At 65.2% G+C, this 22,616-nt stretch carries 18 protein-coding genes and 1 other RNA gene; 12 read left to right on the top strand and 7 right to left on the bottom strand.

The genetic code is table 11. The features are described from left to right. The first annotated feature begins 187 nt into the window (after positions 1 to 187). The 3 genes from ACVJ5M_RS09175 to ACVJ5M_RS09165 are packed head-to-tail and all read left to right on the top strand — an operon-like array spanning position 188 to position 4,169. A complete protein-coding gene (locus tag ACVJ5M_RS09175; protein ID WP_187387920.1) occupies positions 188 to 652 on the top strand; it encodes a (2Fe-2S)-binding protein in 465 nt (154 codons plus the stop codon). A gap of 8 nt (positions 653 to 660) precedes the next feature. Beyond that, positions 661 to 2,829, top strand: a complete 2,169-nt coding sequence (locus ACVJ5M_RS09170) for a xanthine dehydrogenase family protein molybdopterin-binding subunit (RefSeq protein WP_063986084.1) — start codon at positions 661 to 663, stop codon at positions 2,827 to 2,829. After that, the gene (locus tag ACVJ5M_RS09165) at positions 2,826 to 4,169 is read left to right on the top strand and encodes a c-type cytochrome (RefSeq protein WP_354100153.1); all 1,344 of its coding nucleotides are present in this window, start codon (positions 2,826 to 2,828) and stop codon (positions 4,167 to 4,169) included. The genes ACVJ5M_RS09170 and ACVJ5M_RS09165 overlap by 4 nt, the downstream gene beginning before the upstream one ends. A gap of 270 nt (positions 4,170 to 4,439) precedes the next feature. Here ACVJ5M_RS09165 and ACVJ5M_RS09160 read toward each other — a convergent pair whose 3' ends face one another. Next, on the bottom strand, positions 4,440 to 5,537 hold the full coding sequence (locus tag ACVJ5M_RS09160) for a cyclase family protein (RefSeq protein ID WP_063981030.1): 1,098 nt from the start codon (positions 5,535 to 5,537) through the stop codon (positions 4,440 to 4,442). A 120-nt stretch (positions 5,538 to 5,657) separates the two neighbouring features. On the opposite strand from ACVJ5M_RS09160, the gene ACVJ5M_RS09155 reads away from it, so the two are divergent. Beyond that, positions 5,658 to 6,725, top strand: a complete 1,068-nt coding sequence (locus tag ACVJ5M_RS09155; RefSeq protein WP_063981029.1) for a CobW family GTP-binding protein — start codon at positions 5,658 to 5,660, stop codon at positions 6,723 to 6,725. A 206-nt stretch (positions 6,726 to 6,931) separates the two neighbouring features. Here ACVJ5M_RS09155 and ACVJ5M_RS09150 read toward each other — a convergent pair whose 3' ends face one another. The 5 genes from ACVJ5M_RS09150 to ACVJ5M_RS09130 all read right to left on the bottom strand — a co-directional run bounded on the left by ACVJ5M_RS09150 (position 6,932) and on the right by ACVJ5M_RS09130 (position 9,441). Continuing rightward, a complete protein-coding gene (locus ACVJ5M_RS09150) occupies positions 6,932 to 7,756 on the bottom strand; it encodes a TIGR00282 family metallophosphoesterase (protein WP_028150900.1) in 825 nt (274 codons plus the stop codon). Then, positions 7,734 to 8,330 (bottom strand): 5-formyltetrahydrofolate cyclo-ligase, encoded by a 597-nt coding sequence (locus tag ACVJ5M_RS09145; protein WP_166079786.1) that lies wholly within the window; start codon positions 8,328 to 8,330, stop codon positions 7,734 to 7,736. The genes ACVJ5M_RS09150 and ACVJ5M_RS09145 overlap by 23 nt, the downstream gene beginning before the upstream one ends. 190 nt (positions 8,331 to 8,520) lie before the next feature. Continuing rightward, positions 8,521 to 8,681: non-coding RNA, 6S RNA (ssrS, locus tag ACVJ5M_RS09140), on the bottom strand. Positions 8,682 to 8,740: 59 nt separating this feature from the next. Further along, the gene (locus ACVJ5M_RS09135) at positions 8,741 to 9,124 is read right to left on the bottom strand and encodes a cell division protein ZapA (RefSeq protein ID WP_028150902.1); all 384 of its coding nucleotides are present in this window, start codon (positions 9,122 to 9,124) and stop codon (positions 8,741 to 8,743) included. Further along, positions 9,121 to 9,441: a DUF4164 domain-containing protein gene (locus tag ACVJ5M_RS09130; protein ID WP_020608063.1), complete on the bottom strand. Its 321-nt coding sequence runs from the start codon at positions 9,439 to 9,441 to the stop codon at positions 9,121 to 9,123. Before ACVJ5M_RS09130 ends, ACVJ5M_RS09135 begins: the two co-directional genes overlap by 4 nt. Before the next feature lie 285 nt (positions 9,442 to 9,726). Between ACVJ5M_RS09130 and tkt the strand changes: the two genes are divergently transcribed. From tkt to ACVJ5M_RS09090, 8 genes are all read left to right on the top strand, one after another. Beyond that, a complete protein-coding gene (tkt, locus tag ACVJ5M_RS09125) occupies positions 9,727 to 11,712 on the top strand; it encodes a transketolase (protein ID WP_063981027.1) in 1,986 nt (661 codons plus the stop codon). 168 nt (positions 11,713 to 11,880) lie between these two features. Continuing rightward, positions 11,881 to 12,888 carry a type I glyceraldehyde-3-phosphate dehydrogenase gene (gap, locus tag ACVJ5M_RS09120; protein ID WP_063981026.1) on the top strand — a complete coding sequence of 336 codons (1,008 nt, stop codon included), beginning with the start codon at positions 11,881 to 11,883 and terminating at the stop codon, positions 12,886 to 12,888. Between the two features lie 138 nt (positions 12,889 to 13,026). Beyond that, a complete protein-coding gene (locus tag ACVJ5M_RS09115) occupies positions 13,027 to 14,223 on the top strand; it encodes a phosphoglycerate kinase (RefSeq protein ID WP_063981025.1) in 1,197 nt (398 codons plus the stop codon). 52 nt (positions 14,224 to 14,275) lie between these two features. Continuing rightward, positions 14,276 to 15,343 (top strand): class II fructose-bisphosphate aldolase, encoded by a 1,068-nt coding sequence (gene fba / locus ACVJ5M_RS09110; protein ID WP_071916654.1) that lies wholly within the window; start codon positions 14,276 to 14,278, stop codon positions 15,341 to 15,343. A gap of 289 nt (positions 15,344 to 15,632) precedes the next feature. Next, the gene (locus tag ACVJ5M_RS09105; RefSeq protein ID WP_063981023.1) at positions 15,633 to 16,658 is read left to right on the top strand and encodes a class I fructose-bisphosphate aldolase; all 1,026 of its coding nucleotides are present in this window, start codon (positions 15,633 to 15,635) and stop codon (positions 16,656 to 16,658) included. A gap of 3 nt (positions 16,659 to 16,661) precedes the next feature. Next, complete coding sequence (locus tag ACVJ5M_RS09100) at positions 16,662 to 17,336, top strand: thiamine phosphate synthase (protein ID WP_063981022.1); 675 nt, start codon at positions 16,662 to 16,664, stop codon at positions 17,334 to 17,336. 8 nt (positions 17,337 to 17,344) lie between these two features. After that, positions 17,345 to 18,427 (top strand): tetratricopeptide repeat protein, encoded by a 1,083-nt coding sequence (locus ACVJ5M_RS09095; protein WP_063981021.1) that lies wholly within the window; start codon positions 17,345 to 17,347, stop codon positions 18,425 to 18,427. A gap of 84 nt (positions 18,428 to 18,511) precedes the next feature. Then, a complete protein-coding gene (locus ACVJ5M_RS09090; protein ID WP_063981020.1) occupies positions 18,512 to 19,297 on the top strand; it encodes an inositol monophosphatase family protein in 786 nt (261 codons plus the stop codon). A 160-nt stretch (positions 19,298 to 19,457) separates the two neighbouring features. On the opposite strand, the gene ACVJ5M_RS09085 is transcribed toward ACVJ5M_RS09090, so the two are convergent. After that, positions 19,458 to 22,613 carry a multidrug efflux RND transporter permease subunit gene (locus ACVJ5M_RS09085; RefSeq protein WP_063981019.1) on the bottom strand — a complete coding sequence of 1,052 codons (3,156 nt, stop codon included), beginning with the start codon at positions 22,611 to 22,613 and terminating at the stop codon, positions 19,458 to 19,460. Between the last annotated feature and the right edge of the window lie 3 nt (positions 22,614 to 22,616).

Below are 22,616 nucleotides of genomic sequence, written 5' to 3'. Positions count from 1 at the left end.
ATTGGCCCAATTCCGCTGCAGCGATCGCCGCACAAATTCGTGAACGTCATGGCCTGACGCGTCGGCAACGCAAATATGCATCGCCGGATATTCTGGCGCTTCATCGTTTCGCATCAGTATGATTATTGTCGCGCACGAATTCGCCGACGAGATCGCCGCAAGCGATCAAGCGAGCAAGGGGATGCATATGGCAACAACTCTCACCATCAACGGCGAAACGAAATCGTTCGACGCGCCGCCGGAAATGCCGCTGCTGTGGGTGCTGCGCGACATCCTCGGAATGACGGGCACGAAATTCGGCTGCGGCATCGCGCAATGCGGTGCCTGCACGGTGCATGTCGACGGCAAGGCCGTGCGCTCCTGTGTCCTGCCGGTCAGCGCGGTTGCGAACCGCGCCATCACCACCATCGAACATGTCGGCAATACGCTCGCAGGCGCGAAGGTGCAGAAAGCCTGGCTCGATCTCGAGGTGGTCCAGTGCGGGTATTGCCAATCCGGCCAGATCATGGCGGCCGCCGCTCTACTGGCAACCACCTCTCATCCGGATGATTCCGACATCGACGCCGCGATGGCTGGCAACATCTGCCGCTGCGGCACCTATGTCCGCATCCGCGAGGCCATCAAGCAGGCCGCCAACGGCCGTCAGTCGTGAGGTCCGCCATGAATGCACACAACAGCCTCTCCCGCCGCACGCTTCTGACCAGCGGTCTTGCGACCGGTTTCCTGCTCGCCTTTCACCTGCCCCTACGGGCCGCCGTCAACGAGCCGGAGCAGCCGAAGGATACGACCGACGGCAAGTTCGCGCCCAACGCCTTCATCCGTATCGACGAGACCGGCCAGACCACGCTGATCATGCCGCAGGTGGAGATGGGTCAGGGCATCTACACCTCGATCTCGATGGTTCTGGCCGAAGAGCTCGACGCCGATTGGGCAAAGGTCGGGGCGTTGCACGCGCCGCCAAACGACAAGTTCTACGCCAATCCCGCCTTCGGACTGCAGGCGACGGGTGGTTCGACGTCGATCCGCGCCTGGTGGAAGCCGCTACGCGAAGCGGGTGCCAGCGCGCGCGCGATGCTGGTGCAGGCCGCCGCCGCGCAATGGCAGGTCGAGCCCGCGAGTTGCACGACGTCCAAGGGCGAAGTCATCCATGCGGCAAGCGGCCGCAAGCTCGGCTATGGTGAGCTCGCGCTGGCGGCACAGAGCCAGACACCGCCGAAGGATGTCCCGGTCAAGGACCCCAAGGACTTCGTCCTCATAGGCCAACCGCTGAAGCGGCTGGATACACCGGACAAGGTCAACGGCAAAGTCGTCTACGGCATCGACGCGATCCTGCCCAACATGAAGATTGCCGCGATCGCCAATTGCCCGGTGTTCGGCGGCAAGGTCGGCAAGGTCGATGACAGCGCAGCGATGAAAGTCGCCGGCGTGCGCAAGGTCGTCGTGCTCGACGACGCCGTCGCCGTGATCGGCGATCACATGTGGGCGGCCAAGAAAGGTCTCGAAGCGCTCAAGATCGAGTGGAACGAAGGACCGAACGCCAAGATCTCCACCAAGGACATCTGGGACGATTTACGCAAGGCCAGCGAGAAGGATGGCGCGATCGCGAAATCCGTCGGCGACATCGCCAAGGGGCTTGCCAGCGGAGACAAGTTCGAGGCGAGCTTCGAACTGCCGTTCCTCGCGCATGCCTCGATGGAGCCGATCAACGCCACCGTTCACGTCAGGCCGGATGCCTGCGAGATCTGGACCGGCACACAAATCATGACGCGCGTGCAGTCGGAGGCGGCGAAGGCCGCCGGCCTTCCCGTCGAGAAGGTGATCGTCAACCAGCACCTGCTCGGCGGCGGTTTCGGCCGCAAGCTCGAACCCGATATGGTGGTTGCGGCGGTCAAGATCGCCAAGCAGGTCGACTATCCCGTCAAGGTGATATGGACCCGCGAGGAGGACATCCAGCACGACGTCTACCGCCCGGTCTATCGCGACCAGGTCAATGCGACCCTGGTCGATGGCAAGGTGGCGGCCTGGAAGTACAAGATCGCAGGTTCTGCGGTGATTGCCCGCTGGCTGCCGCCAGCGTTCCAGAAGGGCGTCGATATCGACGCGGTCGACGCCGCCGTGGAGACGCCCTACGACTTTCCCAACTTCCACGTCGAATATGTCCGTGCCGAGCCACCGGCTGTGCCGACCGGCTTCTGGCGCGGTGTCGGCCCGAACAACAATGTGTTCGCGTTCGAATGCGCGCTGGACGAACTTGCGCGCAAGGCCGGCAAGGATCCGGTCGAATTCCGAAGGTCGATGCTGACCAAGACTCCGCGTGCGCTCGCGGTGCTCAACCTTGCCGCGGAGAAATCCGGCTGGGGCCAACCGCTGCCGGCCCGCGTTGGCCGTGGCGTCTGCCTGCAGCCATCGTTTGCGAGCTTCCTCGCAACTGTGGTGGAAGCCGAGATCGACGACATCGGCGAGATCACCCTGCGCCGCATCACCTCGGTGGTGGACACCGGCATTGCGGTCAACCCCGATACGATCAAGGCGCAGATCGAGGGCGGGCTGATCTTCGGCCTCACCGCCGCGCTCTATGGCGAGATCACCATCGACAAGGGCCGCGTGCAGCAGTCGAACTTCCACGACTACCGCATGATGCGCATCAACGAGACGCCGAAGATCGAGGTCATCGTCGTCAAGAGCGGCGAAGCGCCCGGCGGCATCGGCGAAGCCGGCGTCAATGCCGGACCACCGGCCCTGCGCAACGCGATTTACGCCGCAACCGGCGTGGCGCTGCGGCGCCTGCCGATCGACCGGAAACTTCTGGCTGCGGGGAAGAAGGCATGAGCGGCAAGATGCGTATCCTCACAAGCCTGGTCGTGATCGCCATCGTCGTGGCGGCGCTCGGCGTCTGGATCATCCGTGGGCCCGGTCCGCTCGACTTCGCCGGCGGCACCAAAGTGGCGCTGGCGGATTATCGCGCCGGCAAGCCGACCGGCGTGCCGGCCAAGCTGGAGAAAGCGAGTGTGGTCGAGCGCGGCGAGTATCTCGCGAAGGCGGCCGACTGCATGGTCTGCCACACCAAGCCCGGCGAGAAGGAATATTCCGGCGGGCTCGGCTTCAAGCTGCCGTTCGGCACGCTCTATTCGACCAACATCACGCCGGACAAGGACACCGGCATCGGCAATTACAGCGACCAGGATTTCCTCAACGCGGTCCAGCGCGGCACGCGTCATGACGGCGCGCGGCTCTATCCGGCCATGCCCTACACGTCCTACACCTACATGACGGACGAGGACGTGCTGGCGGTGAAGGCGTATCTGTTCAGCCTGCCGGCAGTGCGCGCGAAAGCGCCCGACAACACGCTGTCGTTCCCGTTCAACCAGCGCTGGGCGATGATCTTCTGGTCGGCCGTGTTCAATCCGGACACGCGCTTTACGCCGGATACCTCGAAGAGCCCGGAGTGGAACAGAGGTGCGTATCTCGCCGAAGCGCTGGCGCATTGCGGCGAGTGCCACACGCCGCGCAATCTCGGCTTTGCGCTCGACAACCGCAAGAAGTTCGGCGGCGCGATCACGGCCGGCTGGCGCGCTTTCAACATCTCCTCCGACAAGGCCACCGGCCTCGGCAATTGGCGCGACGAGGATCTGATCTCGTATCTCTCGCTCGGCCACGCGCCGGGCCACGGCTCGGCCTCGGGTCCGATGGGCGAAGCGGTCGATCACAGCTTCAGCCAGTTCGCTCCCGAAGACATCCGCGCGGTCGTCGCCTATCTGCGCAGCGTGCCGCCGGTGGCCTCGCCCGACCTGCCTGCCACCACGGCACCGGCCGCGCCCGCCTCGCACAAGGACGGCGTCACGGCCGACGCACGCGGCAAGATGGTGTTCGCCAGCGCCTGCGCCAGCTGCCACGGCTGGAGCGGCGAGAGCCCGGTCTCGCCGATGGCGACGCTGACCGGCACCTGGGCCGTCAACGACCCCGCCGCCACCAACGTCGCGCAGATCGTGCTGTCGGGCACCAAGCGGCATACGCCCGACGGCGCGCTCTCGATGCCGGCGTTCGGCGATGCGTATAGCGACGACGAGATCGCGACGGTGGCGAACTACGTCACGGCACGGTTCGGCACCAAGGGCTCGAAGCTGACGGCGAAGGATGTCGCGGAGCTGCGGGAGCAGACGGCGGAGTAGTGTACGACGAGATTGACGCGTGATCGCGCGCCAATCTCCGCCGTCGTCCCGGACAAGCGAAGCGCAGATCCGGGACCCATACCCACAGGGCGGGGTTTGGCGAAGATTCGGTGTGGGAGCTGTGCCCCGCACTACTCCCTGGGGTTATGGATCCCCGCCCCCGTGCGCAATTGCGCACTAGGCGGGGACGACACCGAGGATGTGGCGCCGCTTTCAGCTCAACCATAACATCGGCGCGGACGCGTCACCCGCCCGCGCCGATGCGTATCGTCACGTAATCGCAATCGGACATCCGTTGCTTCCCGTCGCGCCCTTGATGGGCGCCGGGGTGAACGAATAGACGAACTGATACTTCTTCTCGGCGATCAGATCGTCGAAGATCAGGTTCTCGTGGTTGTGGATGCCGTGCTTGGTCTGCAGCTCGGCGTGGACCACGAAAGCGAGCGACTTGTCGGGATTGGGCACCACCTCGACCGCCCAGGTGTCGGCGCCGGTCAGCGCAAGATCCTTTTCGACCACCCACTTCGCAGCATCGAGGCCGATGCCCGGCTCGCCACTGTTGAAGCGATCATTGTTCTTCATCCACAGCGAGCCCCAGCCGGTGTGGAACATGATCGCGTCGCCAGGCTTGATGTCGCTCTCGGGGATGTTCTGCTTCGCCAGCGCCGCCTTGATGTCAGCCGAGGTGATCTCCTGCCCCGCATCCATCATGCCGCCCTTGAGCGCGACCATGTCGAGCAGATGCGCGCGGGTGAAGATCGGCTTAAGCTTCTCGATGCCAAGCTTCTTGAGCCCGTATGCGTCGCTAATTTCTGCAGCTGTGAAGCCATTGTAGAATCGCATCTCGCTCTTGTCGCCGTCCTTGCCGAGCTGGACTCCAATATGGCCGAGGCCGTCGAACTGCGTACCGGTCTGGCCGATCTCGGTGGCCAGGAATTCGTCGTGATAGACCATCTTATTGTCACCGAACGGGCCGCCGGTCGGGCTGCCGGGAATGCGCAGTGCGAATATACGCGCACCAAACAGCGGCATGGCGGCTTCGTAGACGCGGCCGATCTTGTAGATCTTGCCGTCCTTGATCCATTTCGCCGCGTCGAGGACCTTCGCCGGGGTGATGTGGTTGGATGCGCCGGACTCGTCATCCTTACCCCATTTCGATGGCCACCAGGGCTTGTCGGTGCCCTTGGGCATGGAGGTTGCAGTCTGCGCCTGGGCCTCACTGATCGGTGCAAGCGCGAACTTGCCGTGCATCGAGCCGGCGAGCGCGGCTCCAGCAACGCCGGCGATGCCCGCGGTGCGGAGCAGGGTCCGGCGATCCGTCGTGGAGCCGCCGCCGTCTTGATCTACGTTATTGATCTCGTTAGACATTCCACCCTCCCAGGTTGTGGTCAGAACAATGTCTGACTCTAAAATTGTTTCCGCTAGCCTCCTCCTCCGCTACGCTGTTGTCCAGCGACAAAAATAAGACGGCCGACGCGAGAGCTTCCCATGGGCCTGTTCGAAAGCGATAAATCCGCGCAGCGACTTCCGGTCTCGCTGATCACCGGCTTTCTCGGCAGCGGCAAGACCACGCTGCTCAATCGCTTGCTGCGCCACGACGGCATGAAAGACAGCGCCGTCATCATCAACGAGTACGGCGAAGTCAGCCTCGACCATCTCCTGGTCGAACGCGTCGACGGCGAAGTCGCCGTGCTTGCGAGCGGATGCATCTGCTGCACCATCCGCAGCGACCTGGAGCAGACGCTGCGAGACCTTCTGGTGAAGCGGGACCGCGGCGAGATTCCGCCGTTCCGCCGTATCCTGGTCGAGACCACCGGGCTCGCCGACCCCGCGCCGATCGTGCAGCTTCTGCTCAACAATCCGCTCGTCTCGCACTTCCTGCGGCTCGACACGGTCGTGACCACGGTCGATGCGGTCAACGCGCCGCATCAGCTCGACCGGCAGTATGAGGCGGTGAAACAGGTGGCGTTGGCCGACCGGCTGTTGATCACCAAGAGCGACCTGGTCGAGGACATCGCCGCGCTTGAGCTGCGCCTGCGGCGGCTCAATCCCGGCGCCAGAATCGAAAACGTCAGTCACGGCGAGATCGATCCCGCGCAGCTATTCGGCGCCGGCCTGATCGATCCCGAGCTGAAAAGGATAGACGTTGAGCGCTGGCTCAACGAGCGGGCCTTCGCGGAACCAGATGCGCACGCCGGCCATGCGCATCACGATCATCACGCGCACCATGATCATGACCATCATGATCACGATGCGTCGATCGCGAGCTTCATGCTGGCGTTCGACGAGCCGCTCGACTGGATGGCCGTGACGCACTGGCTTGCGCATTTACGCAACGCGCGCGGCCAGGATCTGCTGCGGGTGAAGGGGATCCTCAATCTCCGTGACGAACCGACGCCGATCGTGATCCATGGCGTGCATCACGTCTTCCATCCGCCGGTCGCGCTCAGCGGCTGGCCCGACAGCGATCGCCGCTCGCGCATCGTCTTCATCACGCGCGGGATCTTGCGGGCGGACGTGCTTGAGCTCTGGCAGGCGGTTCGCGCCGCAGCGTGAGGCGCGTCGAAATGAGCGACGCTGCTCTTACCCTCCCCTGGAGGGGGAGGGTCGATCGCGCGAAGCGCGAGCGGGGTGGGGTGATCTCTCCACGCGGGCACTGTTCGTCGCGGAAGGACCGTCACCCCACCCCGCTACGCATTCCGCTTCGCTTCATGCGTAGCGACCCTCCCCCTCCAGGGGAGGGTGGCCAATACCGTGAGACTTCAGCTCAACCAGAACTTCGGCGTCGCCGGCTCCAGCCGGCCGCCGACGCGCACCGGCGCAATCTTTAGCGCAAGGCCCGTGGCATCATCCGTCTCGACCGCAACGCCGCTGAGCGTTGCAACGCCAGCCGCCGGCTCGAACCGGCCGGAGGGAATCCCCGACGTGAAGCGCCGCAGCGGTTCTTCCTTCTGCATGCCGATGATGGAATCGTAATCGCCGGTCATGCCGGCGTCGGTCATGTAGGCCGTGCCGCCCGACAGGATCTGGTGGTCGGCGGTCGGCACATGGGTGTGGGTGCCGACGACGAGGCTGGCGCGGCCGTCGCAGAAGAAGCCGATGCCCTGCTTCTCGCTGGTCGCCTCGCAATGGAAGTCGACGACGATGGCGTCGGCGGCAACGCCGAGCGGACAGGCACCAAGCTCGCGCTCGAGCGCGGCGAAGGGATCGTCGAACGGGGTCATGAAGACCCGGCCGAGCGCGTTGACGACGAGCGCGTGCTTGCCGTTCTTGGTCTCCACCAGCGCGGCGCCGCGGCCGGGCGTGCCGCGCGGGTAGTTCGTGGGCCGCACCAGGCGTTCGGCGCGCTCGATGAACACCAGGGCTTCACGCTGGTCCCAGGAATGATTGCCGAGCGTCACCGCATCGGCCCCGGCATCGAGAAACTCCTGATAGATCGCTTCCGTGATGCCGAAGCCGCCGGCGGAATTCTCGCCGTTGACGACGACAAAATCGAGCGACCAGTCCTTGACCATGCCGGGCAGATATTCGGCGATGGCGTTGCGGCCGCTACGGCCGACGACATCACCCACGAAGAGAATGCGCAACTTCAGAACTCCGGAAATCGAACACGTCCGATTCCGTTAGCACATAATCCAGCGCGACGTCGTGCGATAGTGCCGGAACCGCCTTGATCTCCTGCGCTGCAAAAGCAAGCCCGATGCCGACGATCTGCTTGGTCTTGCGCAGATGCGCGAAGGTGTGGTCGTAGTGCCCCGCGCCATAGCCGATGCGATGGCCGAGACGGTCGAAGGCCGCGAGCGGCGTCAGCATGATGTCGGGGATGACTTCGGCCGCGGCCGGCGACGGCTCGGGAATGCCGAGCGGGCCGAGCATCAGGCGGTCGTTCGGATGGAAGATGCGGAAGATCAGCGACTGGCCGCGGGCGGTGACGCAGGGCAGCGCGAGCCTTGCGCCCGCCTCGGCGAGCGCCTTCATCAGCGGCAGCGGATCGATCTCGCTGCGGATCGGGGAATAGCCGGAGACGATGCTGCCGGGCAGGAGCGGGAACGGCAGCCCGCGCTTGGCGAGCTTTGCGGCGGCGGCGGTGCGCTTCTTCTCGCTCAGCGCATCGCGCGCCGCGAGGGCTTTGGCACGGAGTTCGGCTTTCGAATTGGACATGCGCTTTGGTCCCCCACGTCATCACCCACCTTGTGCGCCCTTGCGCACCGGGGCGGGTGATCCAGTATTCCAGAGGCGGTGGTGATTCACACAAAGGCTGCGGCGTACTGAATGCGCCGGGCAAGCCGGAGCATGACATCTACCGAGCTGGCCGCAGTCGTTTCGACAAGCACAAACCAAGCAAAAAAAGTGCGAAGCCGCGAACGCCGTTGAAGCACTCGATCCCGGAGTTCCCTACGAAAGTAGGTGGGCACCATATGTCCGAGCCCACGGGCCCGGCCAGGGACAGTTCCCTAAAGGATCGATAAGGCCCCGGGGATATATGGCTCCTGACGCACGTCGCAGCCTCGCCCGCGCAATGTAACAACGATACTGACGAACCGCCAGCCCAACGGGCGGTCCGCCCAAAATCAGCCGATCGCGATCCCGTTGCCCACCGTCCGGTTCAGGACCTGGGTCGACTTCTCGATGCGCTCGGCGGCGGCGTTGAGCGCATTCACCACGGCGGTCTGGGTCATCCGGGCGCGCTCGACGGCGGCATTGCGGAAATCCCTGAGCTCAGTCAGCTCCTGCTCCATGGTGCGGACGCGGTTGCCAACGTCGACCAGCTCGTCGCAGACGGTCAGCGCCGCCATCACGGTGAGCCTGGCATCACCGATCTCGCCGAATTTTCCGCGCAGCGACTGAATTCGCGTCTCCAGGCTTTCGGCGAGCTTGAGCAGCCGCACCTCCTGGCCCTCCTCGCAGGCCATGCGGTATTGCCGGCCGTTGATGGTGACGTTGATGTGGCTCATCCGTCCTCTCCGGTATCGAGCACCGAGCGTATCGTGACGATTGCGGAATCCAGCCGATCGGAGATTTCGCGATTGGTGCGCTCGAGCTTGCGCGCCTTCACCAGCGCGCCGTCGAGCTCATCGGCAAGCCGCGAGCGATCCGCGCCCAGTGCCTGGATTCGCGCCGCGAGCTCGTTCTCGTCGCGATCGGCATCGCGCCGCCGCTCCACCGCGCTTTCGAGCGCGTCGAGCGCCGCCATGAGTCTGCGGGTCGCGATCTCGATCTCGACGGCCGAGGACTCCGTCATGGCAGAGCTGTTTGAAACGCGATCGTTCATGCAGTCAGCGGCGGAACCTGTGGCCTTGCCCGTGGGGCTTGCCGTCCGGCAAAAGACTCGGTTCGGCAAACGGTTAGAAGCAGAAATTTACGTGGCAAGCTAGCGGAGCGCAACGCCGCCGCGAAACTATGCACTGCTAAGCAACTTTTACGGCCAAACCGACGTTTGATTGCCTTGGACTCCCGGAACCGAGGTGCTATCCCAGCCCAACCTTCCGTGGCCGCCAGGCTCCCCCCACGCGGCCCGCACCACCGCCAAGCGCCTCATTTCAGACGGATTTCAGACATGACGCAAGTCGACCACAACCGCATGGCCAACGCGATCCGTGGCCTATCGATGGACGCTGTCGAGAAGGCGAAATCGGGCCATCCCGGCCTGCCGATGGGCGCCGCCGACGTCGCCACGGTGCTGTTCACGCAATTCCTGAAATTCGACGCCACTGCCACCGACTGGCCCGACCGCGACCGCTTCGTGCTCTCGGCCGGCCACGGTTCGATGCTGCTCTATTCGCTGCTGTATCTGACCGGCAATGCCGACATGACGCTGGATCAGCTCAAGCAGTTCCGCCAGCTCGGCGGCTTGACCCCGGGCCATCCCGAGAACTTCCACACCAAGGGCATCGAGACCACCACCGGCCCGCTCGGCCAGGGCATCTCGACCGCGGTCGGCATGGCGCTCGCCGAGAAGATGCTGGCCGCCGAGTTCGGCAAGAAGATCGTCGACCACCACACCTATGTGCTCGCCTCCGACGGCGACCTGATGGAAGGCGTGTCGCAGGAAGCGATCGCGATGGCCGGGCACTGGAAGCTCGGCAAGCTGATCGTGCTCTACGACGACAACGGCATCTCGATCGACGGCCCGACCTCGATCTCCGATTCCGTCGACCAGGTGAAGCGCTTCAAGTCCGCGGGCTGGGCCGCCGAAAAGATCGACGGCCATGACCAGGCCGCCATCGCCGCTGCGATCACCCGCGCGCAAAAATCCAACAAGCCGACGCTGATCGCCTGCCGCACCACCATCGGCTTCGGCGCGCCGCACAAGGCCGGCACCGCGAAGGCGCATGGCGAGGCGCTCGGCGCCGACGAGCTCAAGGCCGCCAAGGAAAATCTCGGCATCTCGCTCGAGCCGTTCTCGGTGCCGGATGACGTGCTTAAGGCCTGGCGCGCAGCCGGCAGCCGCGGCGCGGCGGCACGGCAGGAATGGGAGGGACGGCTCGGCGAGCTCGGCAGCCGCAAGCGCGCCGAGTTCGAGCGCCGTCTGCGCCACGAGCGTCCGGCCTCGCTCGCGAAGGCCGTGCGCGCCTACAAGAAGGAGCTGCTGGAAAAGCCGATGACCGCGGCGACCCGCAAATCCTCGGAAGCGGTGATCGAAGTCATTGCCGGCGCGATGCCGATGGAATTCCTCGCCGGCTCGGCCGACCTCACCGGCTCCAACAACAACAAGGCGAAGTCGGCCACAGCTTTCTCGGCCAAGACGCCAAAAGGCCGCTTCATCCATTACGGCATCCGCGAGCACGGCATGGCGGCTGCGATGAACGGCATCTTCCTGCATGGCGGCTTCGCGCCGAACGGCGCGACCTTCCTGGTGTTCACCGACTATGCGCGACCCGCGATGCGCCTTGCCGCGTTGATGGGCGCCGGCGTCGTCTACGTGATGACGCACGACTCCATCGGCCTCGGCGAAGACGGCCCGACCCACCAGCCGGTCGAGCATCTCGCCGCACTTCGCGCCATTCCGAACATGCGCGTGTTCCGCCCCGCCGACTCCATCGAGGTCGCCGAGTGCTGGGAGCTTGCGCTCAATCGTATCGACGGCCCGACCGTGCTGGCGCTGACGCGTCAGAACCTGCCGCAGCTCCGCACCAATGCGCCGAACGACATTCCCTGCGCGGCCGGCGCCTACGAGCTGGTCGCCGCCCAGGGCGAAGCCAAGGCAACGCTGTTCGCTTCCGGCTCCGAGGTCGAGATCGCGGTCGCCGCCCAGAAGCAGCTCGCCGAGCGCGGCATCGCGTCACGGGTGGTCTCGGTGCCCTCGCTCGAGCTTTTGTTAGCGCAACCAGAAGCCAAGCGTGCCGAGATCATCGGCAACGCGCCGGTGAAGGTCGCGATCGAGGCCGCAGTGCGCTGGGGCTGGGACGCCGTGATCGGCCAGGATGGCGATTTTATCGGCATGCATTCGTTCGGCGCGAGCGCGCCGGCGAAGGATCTTTACAAGCATTTCGGCATTACCGCCGAGGCTGCGGTTAACGCTGTGCTGAAGCGCGTTAGCTGAGAGTTGAGCTTGCCAAAAAAAAGGACTACGTAGTCTCTCATATGATCAAGCATCGCCCGGCCGAACCGGGCGTCCGCCCTAAAAAACCCTCGCAGGCGCGCTAAGCGCGTTGTGCGGGATGATCGGGGTTATCGAACACGTCATTGAACGGTCATAAGGAGATGAAACATGGCAGTCCGCGTCGGAATTAACGGTTTTGGCCGCATCGGCCGCAACATCCTGCGGGCTATTGCCGAGTCCGGCCGCAAGGACATTGAGGTCGTCGGCATCAACGACCTCGGCCCGGTCGAGACCAACGCGCATCTCCTTCGCTTCGACAGCGTCCATGGCCGCTTCCCCGGCACCGTGACCGTCGATGGCGACTCCATCAACCTCGGCGGCGGCAAGATCAAGGTGACCGCCGAGCGCGATCCCTCGAAACTGCCCTGGAAGGATCTCGGCGTCGACATCGCGATGGAATGCACCGGCATCTTCACCGCGAAGGACAAGGCCTCCGCGCATCTCACCGCCGGCGCCAAGCGCGTGCTGATCTCCGCGCCCGCCGACGGCGCCGACGCCACCATCGTCTACGGCGTCAACCACGACACGCTCACCAAGGATCACCTGGTCGTCTCCAACGGCTCCTGCACCACCAACTGCCTCGCGCCGGTCGCCAAGGTGCTGAACGACCTGGTCGGCATCGAGACCGGCTTCATGACCACGATCCACGCCTACACCGGCGACCAGCCGACGCTGGACACGCTGCACAAGGATCTCTACCGCGGCCGTGCGGCGGCGATGTCGATGATCCCGACCTCGACCGGCGCGGCGAAGGCAATCGGCCTCGTGCTCCCGGAACTCAAGGGCAAGCTCGACGGCGTCTCGATCCGCGTGCCGTCCCCGAACGTCTCGGTCATCGACCTCAAGATCGTCGCCAAGCGCGCCACCGACGCCAAGGAAATCAACGCGGCGATGAAGCGAGCCTCCGAGCAGCAGCTCAAGGGCATTCTCGGCTACACCAATCAGCCGAACGTCTCGATCGACTTCAACCACGATCCGCACTCCTCGACCTTCCACGAGGACCAGACCAAGGTGCAGAACGGCACGCTGGTGCGTGTGATGTCCTGGTACGACAACGAGTGGGGCTTCTCGAACCGCATGGCGGACACCGCCGTCGCGTTCGCGAAGGTGATCTAACTCCGCTCTCGTGTCCCGGATGCGATGCAGCGTGAAACGCTGCGTCGCAGATCCGGGACCCATGTCCCTCCAGCGTAGGTCCCGGCTCTGCACGGCGGCACTCCGCGCCGCTATGCGCCCGGGACAAGAGAGTGTCCGATGACCAACAAATTCCGCACCCTCGACGACGTCGATGTGAAGGGCAAGCGCGTGCTGCTGCGCGTCGATCTCAACGTGCCCATGGACAACGGGCGCGTCAGCGACGCGACCCGGCTCGAGCGCGTTGCGCCGACCATCACCGAAATCTCGGACAAGGGCGGCAAGGTCATCCTGCTCGCGCATTTCGGCCGGCCGAAGGGACGCGACCCCAAGGAGTCGCTCAAGCCGGTTGCCGAAGCGCTGTCGAAAGTCGTGAACAGGCCCGTCGCCTTCGCCGACGACTGTGTCGGCGAGCCCGCGGCCACGGCCGTGGCTGCGTTGAAGGATGGTGACATCCTGTGCCTGGAAAATACCCGCTTCCACAAGGAAGAGGAAAAGAACGATCCCGCCTTCGTCGCGGAGTTGGCAAAACTCGGCGACATCTGGGTCAATGACGCCTTCTCGGCCGCGCACCGCGCCCATGCCACGACCGAAGGCCTCGGCCACAAGCTGCCGGCCTATGCCGGCCGCACCATGCAGGCCGAGCTCGTCGCGCTGGAGAAGGCGCTGGGCTCGCCGACCAAGCCCGTCATCGCGATCATCGGCGGCGCCAAGGTCTCGACCAAGATCGATCTGCTCGAAAACCTCGTCACCAAGGTCGACGCGCTCGTGATCGGCGGCGGCATGGCCAACACCTTCCTGCACGCCCAGGGCGTTGGGATCGGCAAGTCGCTGGCCGAGAAGGATCTCGCCGCGACGGCGATCCGCATCATGGAGAAGGCGGAAGCCGCCAATTGCGCGATCATCCTGCCGGTCGACGCCACCGTCGCCTATCATTTCGCGGCGAACGCGCCCTCGCATGCCTACGGGCTCGATGCGATCCCGGCCGACGGCATGATCCTCGACGTCGGCCCGCAATCGATCGCGCGTGTCCACGCCGCCATCGACGACGCCGCCACGCTGGTCTGGAACGGACCGCTCGGCGCCTTCGAGATGCAGCCGTTCGACCGCGGAACGGTGTCGGCCGCCAAGCACGCCGCCGAGCGCACCAAGGCCAAGAAGCTGATCTCGATCGCGGGCGGCGGCGACACGGTCGCGGCCCTCAACCAGGCCCATGTGGCCGGTCAATTCACCTATGTCTCGACCGCCGGTGGCGCATTCCTTGAATGGATGGAAGGCAAGCCCCTTCCCGGCGTCGAAGTTCTGCGCACCAAGTAATCAGTCGGCCTTTTAAGTCGGCCTTGCAGGCCCAAACCGGAGAAAAAGACAGATGGCTCGGATCACGTTACGTCAATTGCTCGACCATGCAGCGGAGAACGATTACGGCGTACCGGCCTTCAACATCAACAACATGGAGCAGGCGCTGGCGATCATGGACGCCGCCAACACGGTCGACGCGCCCGTCATCATCCAGGCCTCGCGCGGTGCGCGCTCCTACGCCAACGACATCATGCTCAAGCACATGATGGACGCGGTGACCGAGATCTATCCGCACATTCCGGTCTGCGTGCATCTCGACCACGGCAACGAGGCCGCGACCTGCATGACCGCGATCCAGGCCGGCTTCACCTCGGTCATGATGGACGGCTCGCTCAAGGCCGACGGCAAGAGCCCGGCCGACTGGACCTACAATGTCGGCGTCACCAAGACCGTGACCGACATGGCCCATCTCGGCGGCATCTCGGTCGAGGGTGAGCTCGGCGTGCTCGGCTCGCTCGAAACAGGCATGGGCGACAAGGAAGACGGCCACGGCGCCGAAGGCAAGCTGAGCCACGACCAGCTCCTGACCAATCCGGACGAGGCCGTGAAGTTCGTTCAGGAGACCAAGGTGGACGCGCTCGCGATCGCGATGGGCACCTCGCATGGCGCCTACAAATTCACCCGCAAGCCCGACGGCGACATCCTCGCCATGAAGGTGATCGAGGAGATCCACCGCAAGCTGCCGAACACGCATCTCGTGATGCACGGCTCCTCGTCGGTGCCGCAGGACCTCCAGGACATCATCAACGAGTTCGGCGGCAAGATGAAGCCGACCTGGGGCGTTCCGGTCGCCGAGATCCAGCGCGGCATCAAGAACGGCGTGCGCAAGATCAACATCGACACCGACAACCGCATGGCCATGACCGGCCAGATCCGCAAGGTGTTCAAGGAGCACCCGGAAGAGTTCGACCCGCGCAAGTACCTGAAGCCGGCGATGGAAGCGATGACCAAGCTGTGCAAGCAGCGGCTCCAGGAGTTCAATACCGCAGGCCAGGCCTCCAAGTTCAAGAAGGTCCTGACCCCCGCCGAGATGGCCAAGCGCTACGCCAAGGGCGAACTCGATCCGAAGGTGGCGTGATCTATCCCTCCCTCTCCCCGCTCTTCGCGGGGAGAGGGTCGGGGTGAGGGGCTCGCTCCGCGAATTGTGCCCTATCGATAGACCTGTACCCCCTCACCCGGATTTTACGCTACGCGCAAAATCCGACCTCTCCCCGCAGGCGGGGCGAGGTGAAGGGGCGCCCAGCCCGCTCTTTTTCGCCCAACTGACCTCCCGCCCCTTTACCCTGCGACGAACGTTAACTCGGCAATTGCCCGAGAACGGTCTATTTTCACAGGCAAGGGCAGCATCGTTTTGGGAGGACCTCTCGATGAATCTGACTGAGCTCAACAGGATCGCGACCGCCATGGTCGCGCCCGGCAAGGGCATCCTTGCCGCCGACGAATCCTCCGGCACCATCAAGAAGCGATTTGACGCGATCGGGGTGGAATCGACGGAAGGCAATCGCCGCGACTATCGCGAGATGCTGTTCCGCTCCAGGGAGGCCATGAGCCAGTACATCTCCGGCGTGATCCTCTATGACGAGACGATCTGGCAAGACGCGAAGGACGGCACGCCACTGGTCAAGCTGATCGAACAGAGCGGCGCCATCCCCGGCATCAAGGTCGACGAGGGCACGCAAGCCCTGCCGATGTGCCCGGGCGAGCTCGTCACCGTCGGGCTCGACAAGCTCGCCGAACGCCTGAAGAAATATTACGAGCGCGGCGCGCGCTTCGCCAAATGGCGCGCGGTGATCGATATCGGCAGCGGCATTCCGTCGATGACCGCGATCGGCGCCAACGCCCATGCGCTGGCCCGCTACGCAGCGCTGTGCCAGGCCGCGCAGATCGTGCCGATCGTCGAGCCTGAGGTGCTGATGGACGGCGATCACGACATCGACCGCTGCTATGAAGTGACGACCCGCGTGCTCAACAAGACCTTCCAGGAATTGCGCGTGCAGCGCGTTGCGCTCGAAGGCATGGTGCTGAAGCCGAACATGGCGATCTCGGGCAAGAAGTGCGCGAAGCAGGCTCCCGTCGAGGAAGTCGCGGAGAAGACAATTCGGCTGCTGAAGGCCTGCGTGCCCGCGGCCGTGCCCGGAATCGCCTTCCTCTCCGGCGGCCAGTCGGACGAAGAGGCGACTGCGCATCTCAACGCCATGCATAAGCTCGGGCCGCTGCCCTGGGGCCTGACCTTCTCCTACGGCCGCGCGCTGCAGGCCGCGCCGCAGAAGGCCTGGTCCGGCAAGGCCGAGAATGTCGCAGCCGGCCAAAGTGCATTCAGCCATCGCGCCCGGATGAATGGTCTGGCGTCCAAGGGCGAATGGCAAAGCAGCCTGGAAAAGAAAGCAGCCTAGATCTTGTCGAACAAATCGCCTCCGCCGCGCCCGGCGCCGCGTCTCTATCTCGCGACGCCTGCCGTCGATGATCCCGCTGCGCTCGTCGCCGAGCTGCCGGGCCTGCTCGCTGCCGCCGACGTCGCGGCCGTGCTGCTGCGGCTGAAGGAGACCGACCAGCGCACCATGATCACGCGCATCAAGGCGCTGGCCCCACCGGTCCAGAAGGCGGGCGCCGCGCTGCTCGTTGAAGGTCATGCCGAACTGGTCGCACGTGGCGGCGCCGACGGCGCGCACCTGCCCGGCATCGCCGCGCTGAAAGAGGCGCTGCCATCGCTCAAGCCCGATCGCATCGCCGGCGTCGGCGGGCTGACGACGCGGCACCATTCCATGGATGCGGGCGAGATAGGCGCGGACTACGTGCTGTTCGGCGAACCTGATGCAAAGGGCCAACGCCCGTCGTCCCAGGCGATCGCCGAGCGGCTGGACTGGTGGGCCGAGCTGTTCGAGCCGCCCTGCGTCGGCTTTGCCACCTCGCTCGAAGAGGCGCACGACTTCGCCGCCAGCGGCGCCGATTTCGTGCTGGTCGGCGATTTCGTCTGGTCCGATCCGCGCGGTCCCAAGGCCGCGCTGATCGAGGTCGACGCTGAGATCAAGAAGGCCCATGCGGCTGCGCTTGCGGGTCAGGAGCACGGCTAGCGCCCGACATGAAGCTCCCGCGCATCACCATCCTGGCCACGCTGCTGCTGACGGCGCCCGCGGCCGCGCAGCTCCAGATCACGCCGCCGGTGGCCACGCCTGGCGCTGTGCCTGAGAAACAGAAGCCCAAGCCGCCTCCGGCCGCCAAGAAGAAGGAGGCCGCGCCGGCGCCAAAACCTTCGGCCTCGCCCAAGCCGGCCGCCTCGCCCAAGCCGGCGCTGCCCGCAACCGTGATCCCCGCACCGGCAACCGACAATCCCAATGTCGATCTGGTGTTCGGCGCCTATCAGCGCGGCCAGTACAAGACGGCGTTCGATCTCGCCACCGCCCGCGCACAAGCAGGCGATCCCAAGGCGATGACCATGCTCGGCGAGCTCTATTCCAACGCCATGGGCATCCGCCGCGACTACGCCAAGGCGCTGGAATGGTACAAGCGCGCCTCCGATGCCGGCGACCGCGAGGCGATGTTCGCGCTCGCCATGCTGCGAATTTCCGGCCGCGGCGGCTCGGTCGACAAAAGCGAGGCGGTGAAGCTGATGGCGTCCGCCGCCAAGCTCGGCGAGCCCAAGGCGGCCTATAACCTCGCGCTGCTTTACCTCGACGGCCAGACCCTGCCGCAGGACGTCAAGCGGTCCGCCGAGCTGCTGCGTCAGGCCGCCGATGCCGGCCTGCCAGAGGCGCAATACGCGCTGGCGACCTTCTACAAGGAAGGCACCGGCGTGCCGAAGGACCCGGAACGCGCGGTGCGGCTGCTCCAGGCGGCTTCACTGGCGGACAATGTCGATGCCGAGGTCGAATATGCCATCGCCATGTTCAACGGCACCGGCACGGTGAAGAACCAGCCGGCCGCCGTCGCGTTGCTCCGCAAGGCCTCCCGCCAGGGCAGCGCGATCGCGCAGAACCGCCTGGCCTGGGTGCTGATCAACGGCATGGGCACGTCCGTGGACAAGGTCGAGGGCTTTAAATGGCACCTGGTGGCGAAAACCTCCGGCAAGGGCGATCCGGAGCTCGACAAGCAATTGTCCGACCTGCCGGCCGAGGACCGGGGCAAGGCCGAGGCCGCCGCCAGAAAATGGCTCGGGACCAAATGACTTGACGCAAAGGCCCTCGCAGGGCACCCCATCCTTCAAACAGGCGCGATTTCGCGCCATTTCCCCCGATCAAGACCAGAGCACATGCTGTATTCCGCCACTATCAACGTCATGGTCAAGGCCGCGCGCCGCGCCGGCCGCAGCCTCAAGCGCGATCTCGGCGAGATCGAGCATCTCCAGGTCTCGCTGAAGGGGCCGGCCAATTTCGTCTCGCTCGCCGACAAGCGCGCCGAGGAGATCCTCTACCAGGACCTCGCCAAGGCCCGCCCCGGCTACGGCTTCATCGGCGAGGAAGGCGGCACCCGCGAAGGCAGCGACAAGAGCCACACCTGGATCGTCGACCCGCTCGACGGCACCACCAACTTCCTGCACGGAATCCCGCAATTCGCGATCTCGATCGGCCTCGTGCGCGAGGGCACGATCATTGCGGGCGTGATCTACAACCCCGCCAATGACGAGCTCTACATCGCCGAGCGCGGCAAGGGCGCCTTCCTCAACGACCAGCGCCTGCGCGTCGCCGGCCGCCGCCAGCTCAACGAATGCGTGGTGGCCTGCGGCCTGCCCCATATCGGCCGCGGCGACCACGAGGAATTCCGCCGCGAGATGACCGCGATCCAGGACCGCGTCGCAGGCCTCCGCCGTTTCGGCGCCGCCTCCCTCGACCTGGCCTTCGTCGCCGCCGGCCGCCTCGACGGCTACTGGGAGCGCAATCTGCAATCCTGGGACATCGCCGCCGGCATGATCATGGTGCGTGAGGCCGGCGGCACGGTGAGCGACATCTCAACGCCGGGCGACGCGCTGGTGACCGGCCACGTCGTGTGCGGCAACGAGTTCGTGCACGGGGAGCTGGTGAAGATTTTGCGGAAGTAGGCTTAGGGCGAACCCTACGCTTCACACTCCGCCGTCATCACCCGCCTTGTGCGCACTTGCGTACTGGAGCGGGTGATCCCGTATTCCAGAGACGTTTGTTGGATACGGAAGGGCCGCGGCGTACTGGATGCCCCGCCTGCGCGGGGCATGACAGCTCGCCTTATGGCTTCGCCGGCGCGGGCGGCCCATACGTCTCGCCGGCCTTCGCGGCCTTCGGCTCCCTGTCCCCGGCCAGCACGCGCTGTACCGAGACGAAGAACACCGGCACCATCAGCAGCGCCAGGATCACCACCGCGATCATGCCACCCATCACGATGCTGCCGAGCGCTTGCTGGCTGGCGCCGCCGGCGCCATGCGCGATCGCCATCGGCAGCACGCCGCAGATGAAGGCAAGGCCGGTCATCAGAATCGGGCGGAAGCGCAGACGGCAGGCCTCGATGGTGGCTTCCACCAGCGGCTTGCCTTCTTTCCGCAGATCCTTAGCGAACTCGATGATCAGGATCGCGTCCTTTGCCGCGAGGCCGATGATGGTGATCAGGCCGACGGTGAAATAGACGTCGTTGGGCAGGCCGCGCAGCATCGCCGCGGCCACCGCGCCGACGATGCCGAGCGGCACCGTGAGCAGCACCGCGAGCGGAATGGTCCAGCTCTCGTAGAGCGCGGCAAGACACAGGAACACCACGAACACCGACAGCGCCAGCAGGAACGGCGCCTGCGACCCCGACAGCTTTTCCTGGAGCGACTGTCCGGTCCATTCATAGCCGAAGCCGCGCGGCAATTTGCTGGCAAGCCGCTCCATCTCGGCGATCGCGTCGCCCGAGGTGAAGCCGGGTTTCGCCTCGCCGGAGATGCGCACTGCGGGATAATAATTGAAGCCCGCGATCTGCGTCGGGCCGCGCGCCCATTCGACCGTGGCGAAAGAGGAGAACGGCACAAGCTGGCCACGACTGTTCTTGACGTTGTAGTTGAGGATGTCCTCGGTCCGCATGCGGTCGCGGGCATCGGCCTGCACCACGACGCGCTGCATGCGGCCGCGGTTCGGGAAGTCGTTGATGTAGTTCGAGCCGAGATTGGTCGAGATCGTGTTGTTGATGTCCTCGAAGGTGACGCCGAAGGCGCCGGCCTTCTCGCGGTCGATCACGAGATTGACCACGCCGGCCTCGGGCAGGCCCTCGATATAGACCTTCTGAAGCACCGGGCTCGCATTGGCCTCCGCGATCAGCTGGTCGGCGGCGCGCATCAATGCCGGATAGCCTTTCTGGCCGCGGTCCTGGAGGCGGAACGAGAAGCCCGAGGAGTTGCCGAGATTGTCGATCGGCGGCGGCTGGAGCGCAGAGATCTTTGCATCGCGGATCGACGACGACAGATCGCGGTTGATGTCGTTGACGATCGCGGCGGCGGAGTCCTTCGGCCCGCGCTCCGACCAGTCCTTCAGCGTGATGAAGGCTTGCGCGGTGTTCATGCCCTGCCCGGAGAAGCTGAAGCCGGTGAGGAAGGTGACATCCTTCACACCCGGCCGCTCGGCGAGATATTTCTCGACCTTCTCGATGACGGCCTCGGTGCGGGGATACGACGAATCCGACGGCGTCTGCACGTCGGTGGTGACGAAGCCCTGGTCGTCGATCGGCAGGAAGCCGCCGGGCAGGCTGACGAAGGCCCAGGAGAGACCAACCAGCAGCGCGACATAGACCAGCATCAGGCGGCCGGTCCGCTTCAGCGAGAAGCCGACTGTGCGGGAATAGCCCTCCTTGCCGCCTTCGAGCATGCGGTTGAACCAGCCGAACACGCCCCGCTTCGCATGGCCGTGGCCGGCCGCGACGGGCTTCAGAATCGTCGCGCACAGCGCCGGCGTCAGCGACAGCGCGAGGAAGGCGGAGAAGCCGATCGCAGCGACCATGGTCACCGAGAACTGGCGGTAGATGATGCCGACCGAGCCGGGGAAGAACGCCATCGGCACGAACACCGCCATCAGCACCAGCGTGATGCCGATGATGGCGCCCGATATCTGCGCCATCGCCTTCCGCGTCGCTTCCTTCGGCGGCAGGCCTTCCTCGGACATGATGCGCTCGACGTTCTCGACCACGACGATGGCGTCGTCGACGAGGATGCCGACCGCGAGCACCATGCCGAACATCGAGAGCATGTTGATGGAATAGCCGGCGAGCAGCAGCGTGGTACACGCGCCCAGCAGCGCCACGGGCACCACGATGGTCGGAATGATGGTGTAGCGGATGTTCTGCAGGAACAGGAACATCACCACGAACACCAGCACCACGGCCTCGACCAGCGTCGTCAGCACCTTCTTGATCGAGGCCTCGACCACGGGCGTGATGTTGTAGGGGATCTCGTAGGAGATGTTGGCCGGGAAGAAGCGCGACAGCTCCTTCATCTTCTCCTCGACCGCGCTCGCGGTCGCCAGCGCGTTGCCGGTCGGCGACATCAGCACGGAGAGGCCCGCGGTCGGCTTGCCGTTCAGGCGCGTGTTGAACTGGTAGCTGAGGCCGCCGACCTCGATGCGTGCGACGTCGCGCAACCGCACGGTCGAACCGTCGGCATTGGCGCGCAGGATGATGGAACCGAATTCGTCGGGGGACGAGAGCTGGCCCTTGACCAGCACCAGCGAGGAGGTGCGCTGGCTCGAGGTCGACGGCTCGGCGCCGATGCTGCCCGAAGCGACCTGTGCGTTCTGCGCGGCGATCGCCTTGTTGACGTCGTCCGCGGTCAGCCCGTAGCCGACCAGCTTTGCCGGATCGACCCAGACGCGCAAGCTGCGCTCGGTCGAATAGAGCGTGGCGCGGCCGACGCCGGGGATGCGGCGGATCTCGCCGAGCACGTTGCGGATCATGAAGTCGCCGAGGCCGACTTCGTCGAGGCTGCCGTCGGTCGAGTTCAACGTAATGATCTGGAGCACGGCGCTCGAGGCTTCCTCGATCAGGATGCCCTGCTGGATCACCGCGCGCGGCAGCCGCGCTTCGACGCGCTTGATGCGGTTCTGCACCTCGACGGAGGCGGCGCTGGTATCGGTGCCCGGCTGGAAATTGGCGATGATCTCGACCTGGCCGAGCGAGTCGCTGGTCGATTCGAAATTGAGGATGCCGGAGGCGCCGTTGAGCTCCTCCTCGATCAGCCGGGTGACGCTGTTGTAGAGGTTTTCGGGCGAGGCGCCGGGATAGCTGGTCGAGATCGAGATCGAGGGCGGCGCGATGATCGGATATTGCGCGATCGGCAGCAGCGGAACCGCGATCGCGCCGATCAAGCAGATGAACAGCGCGACCACCCAGGCGAAGATCGGCCTGTCGATGAAGAAACTCGCCATGGC

Source organism: Bradyrhizobium sp. S3.7.6 (assembly GCF_054061875.1).
Note: the sequence above shows the minus strand (reverse complement) of the source record. Positions and strands in the feature narration are given on the sequence as shown.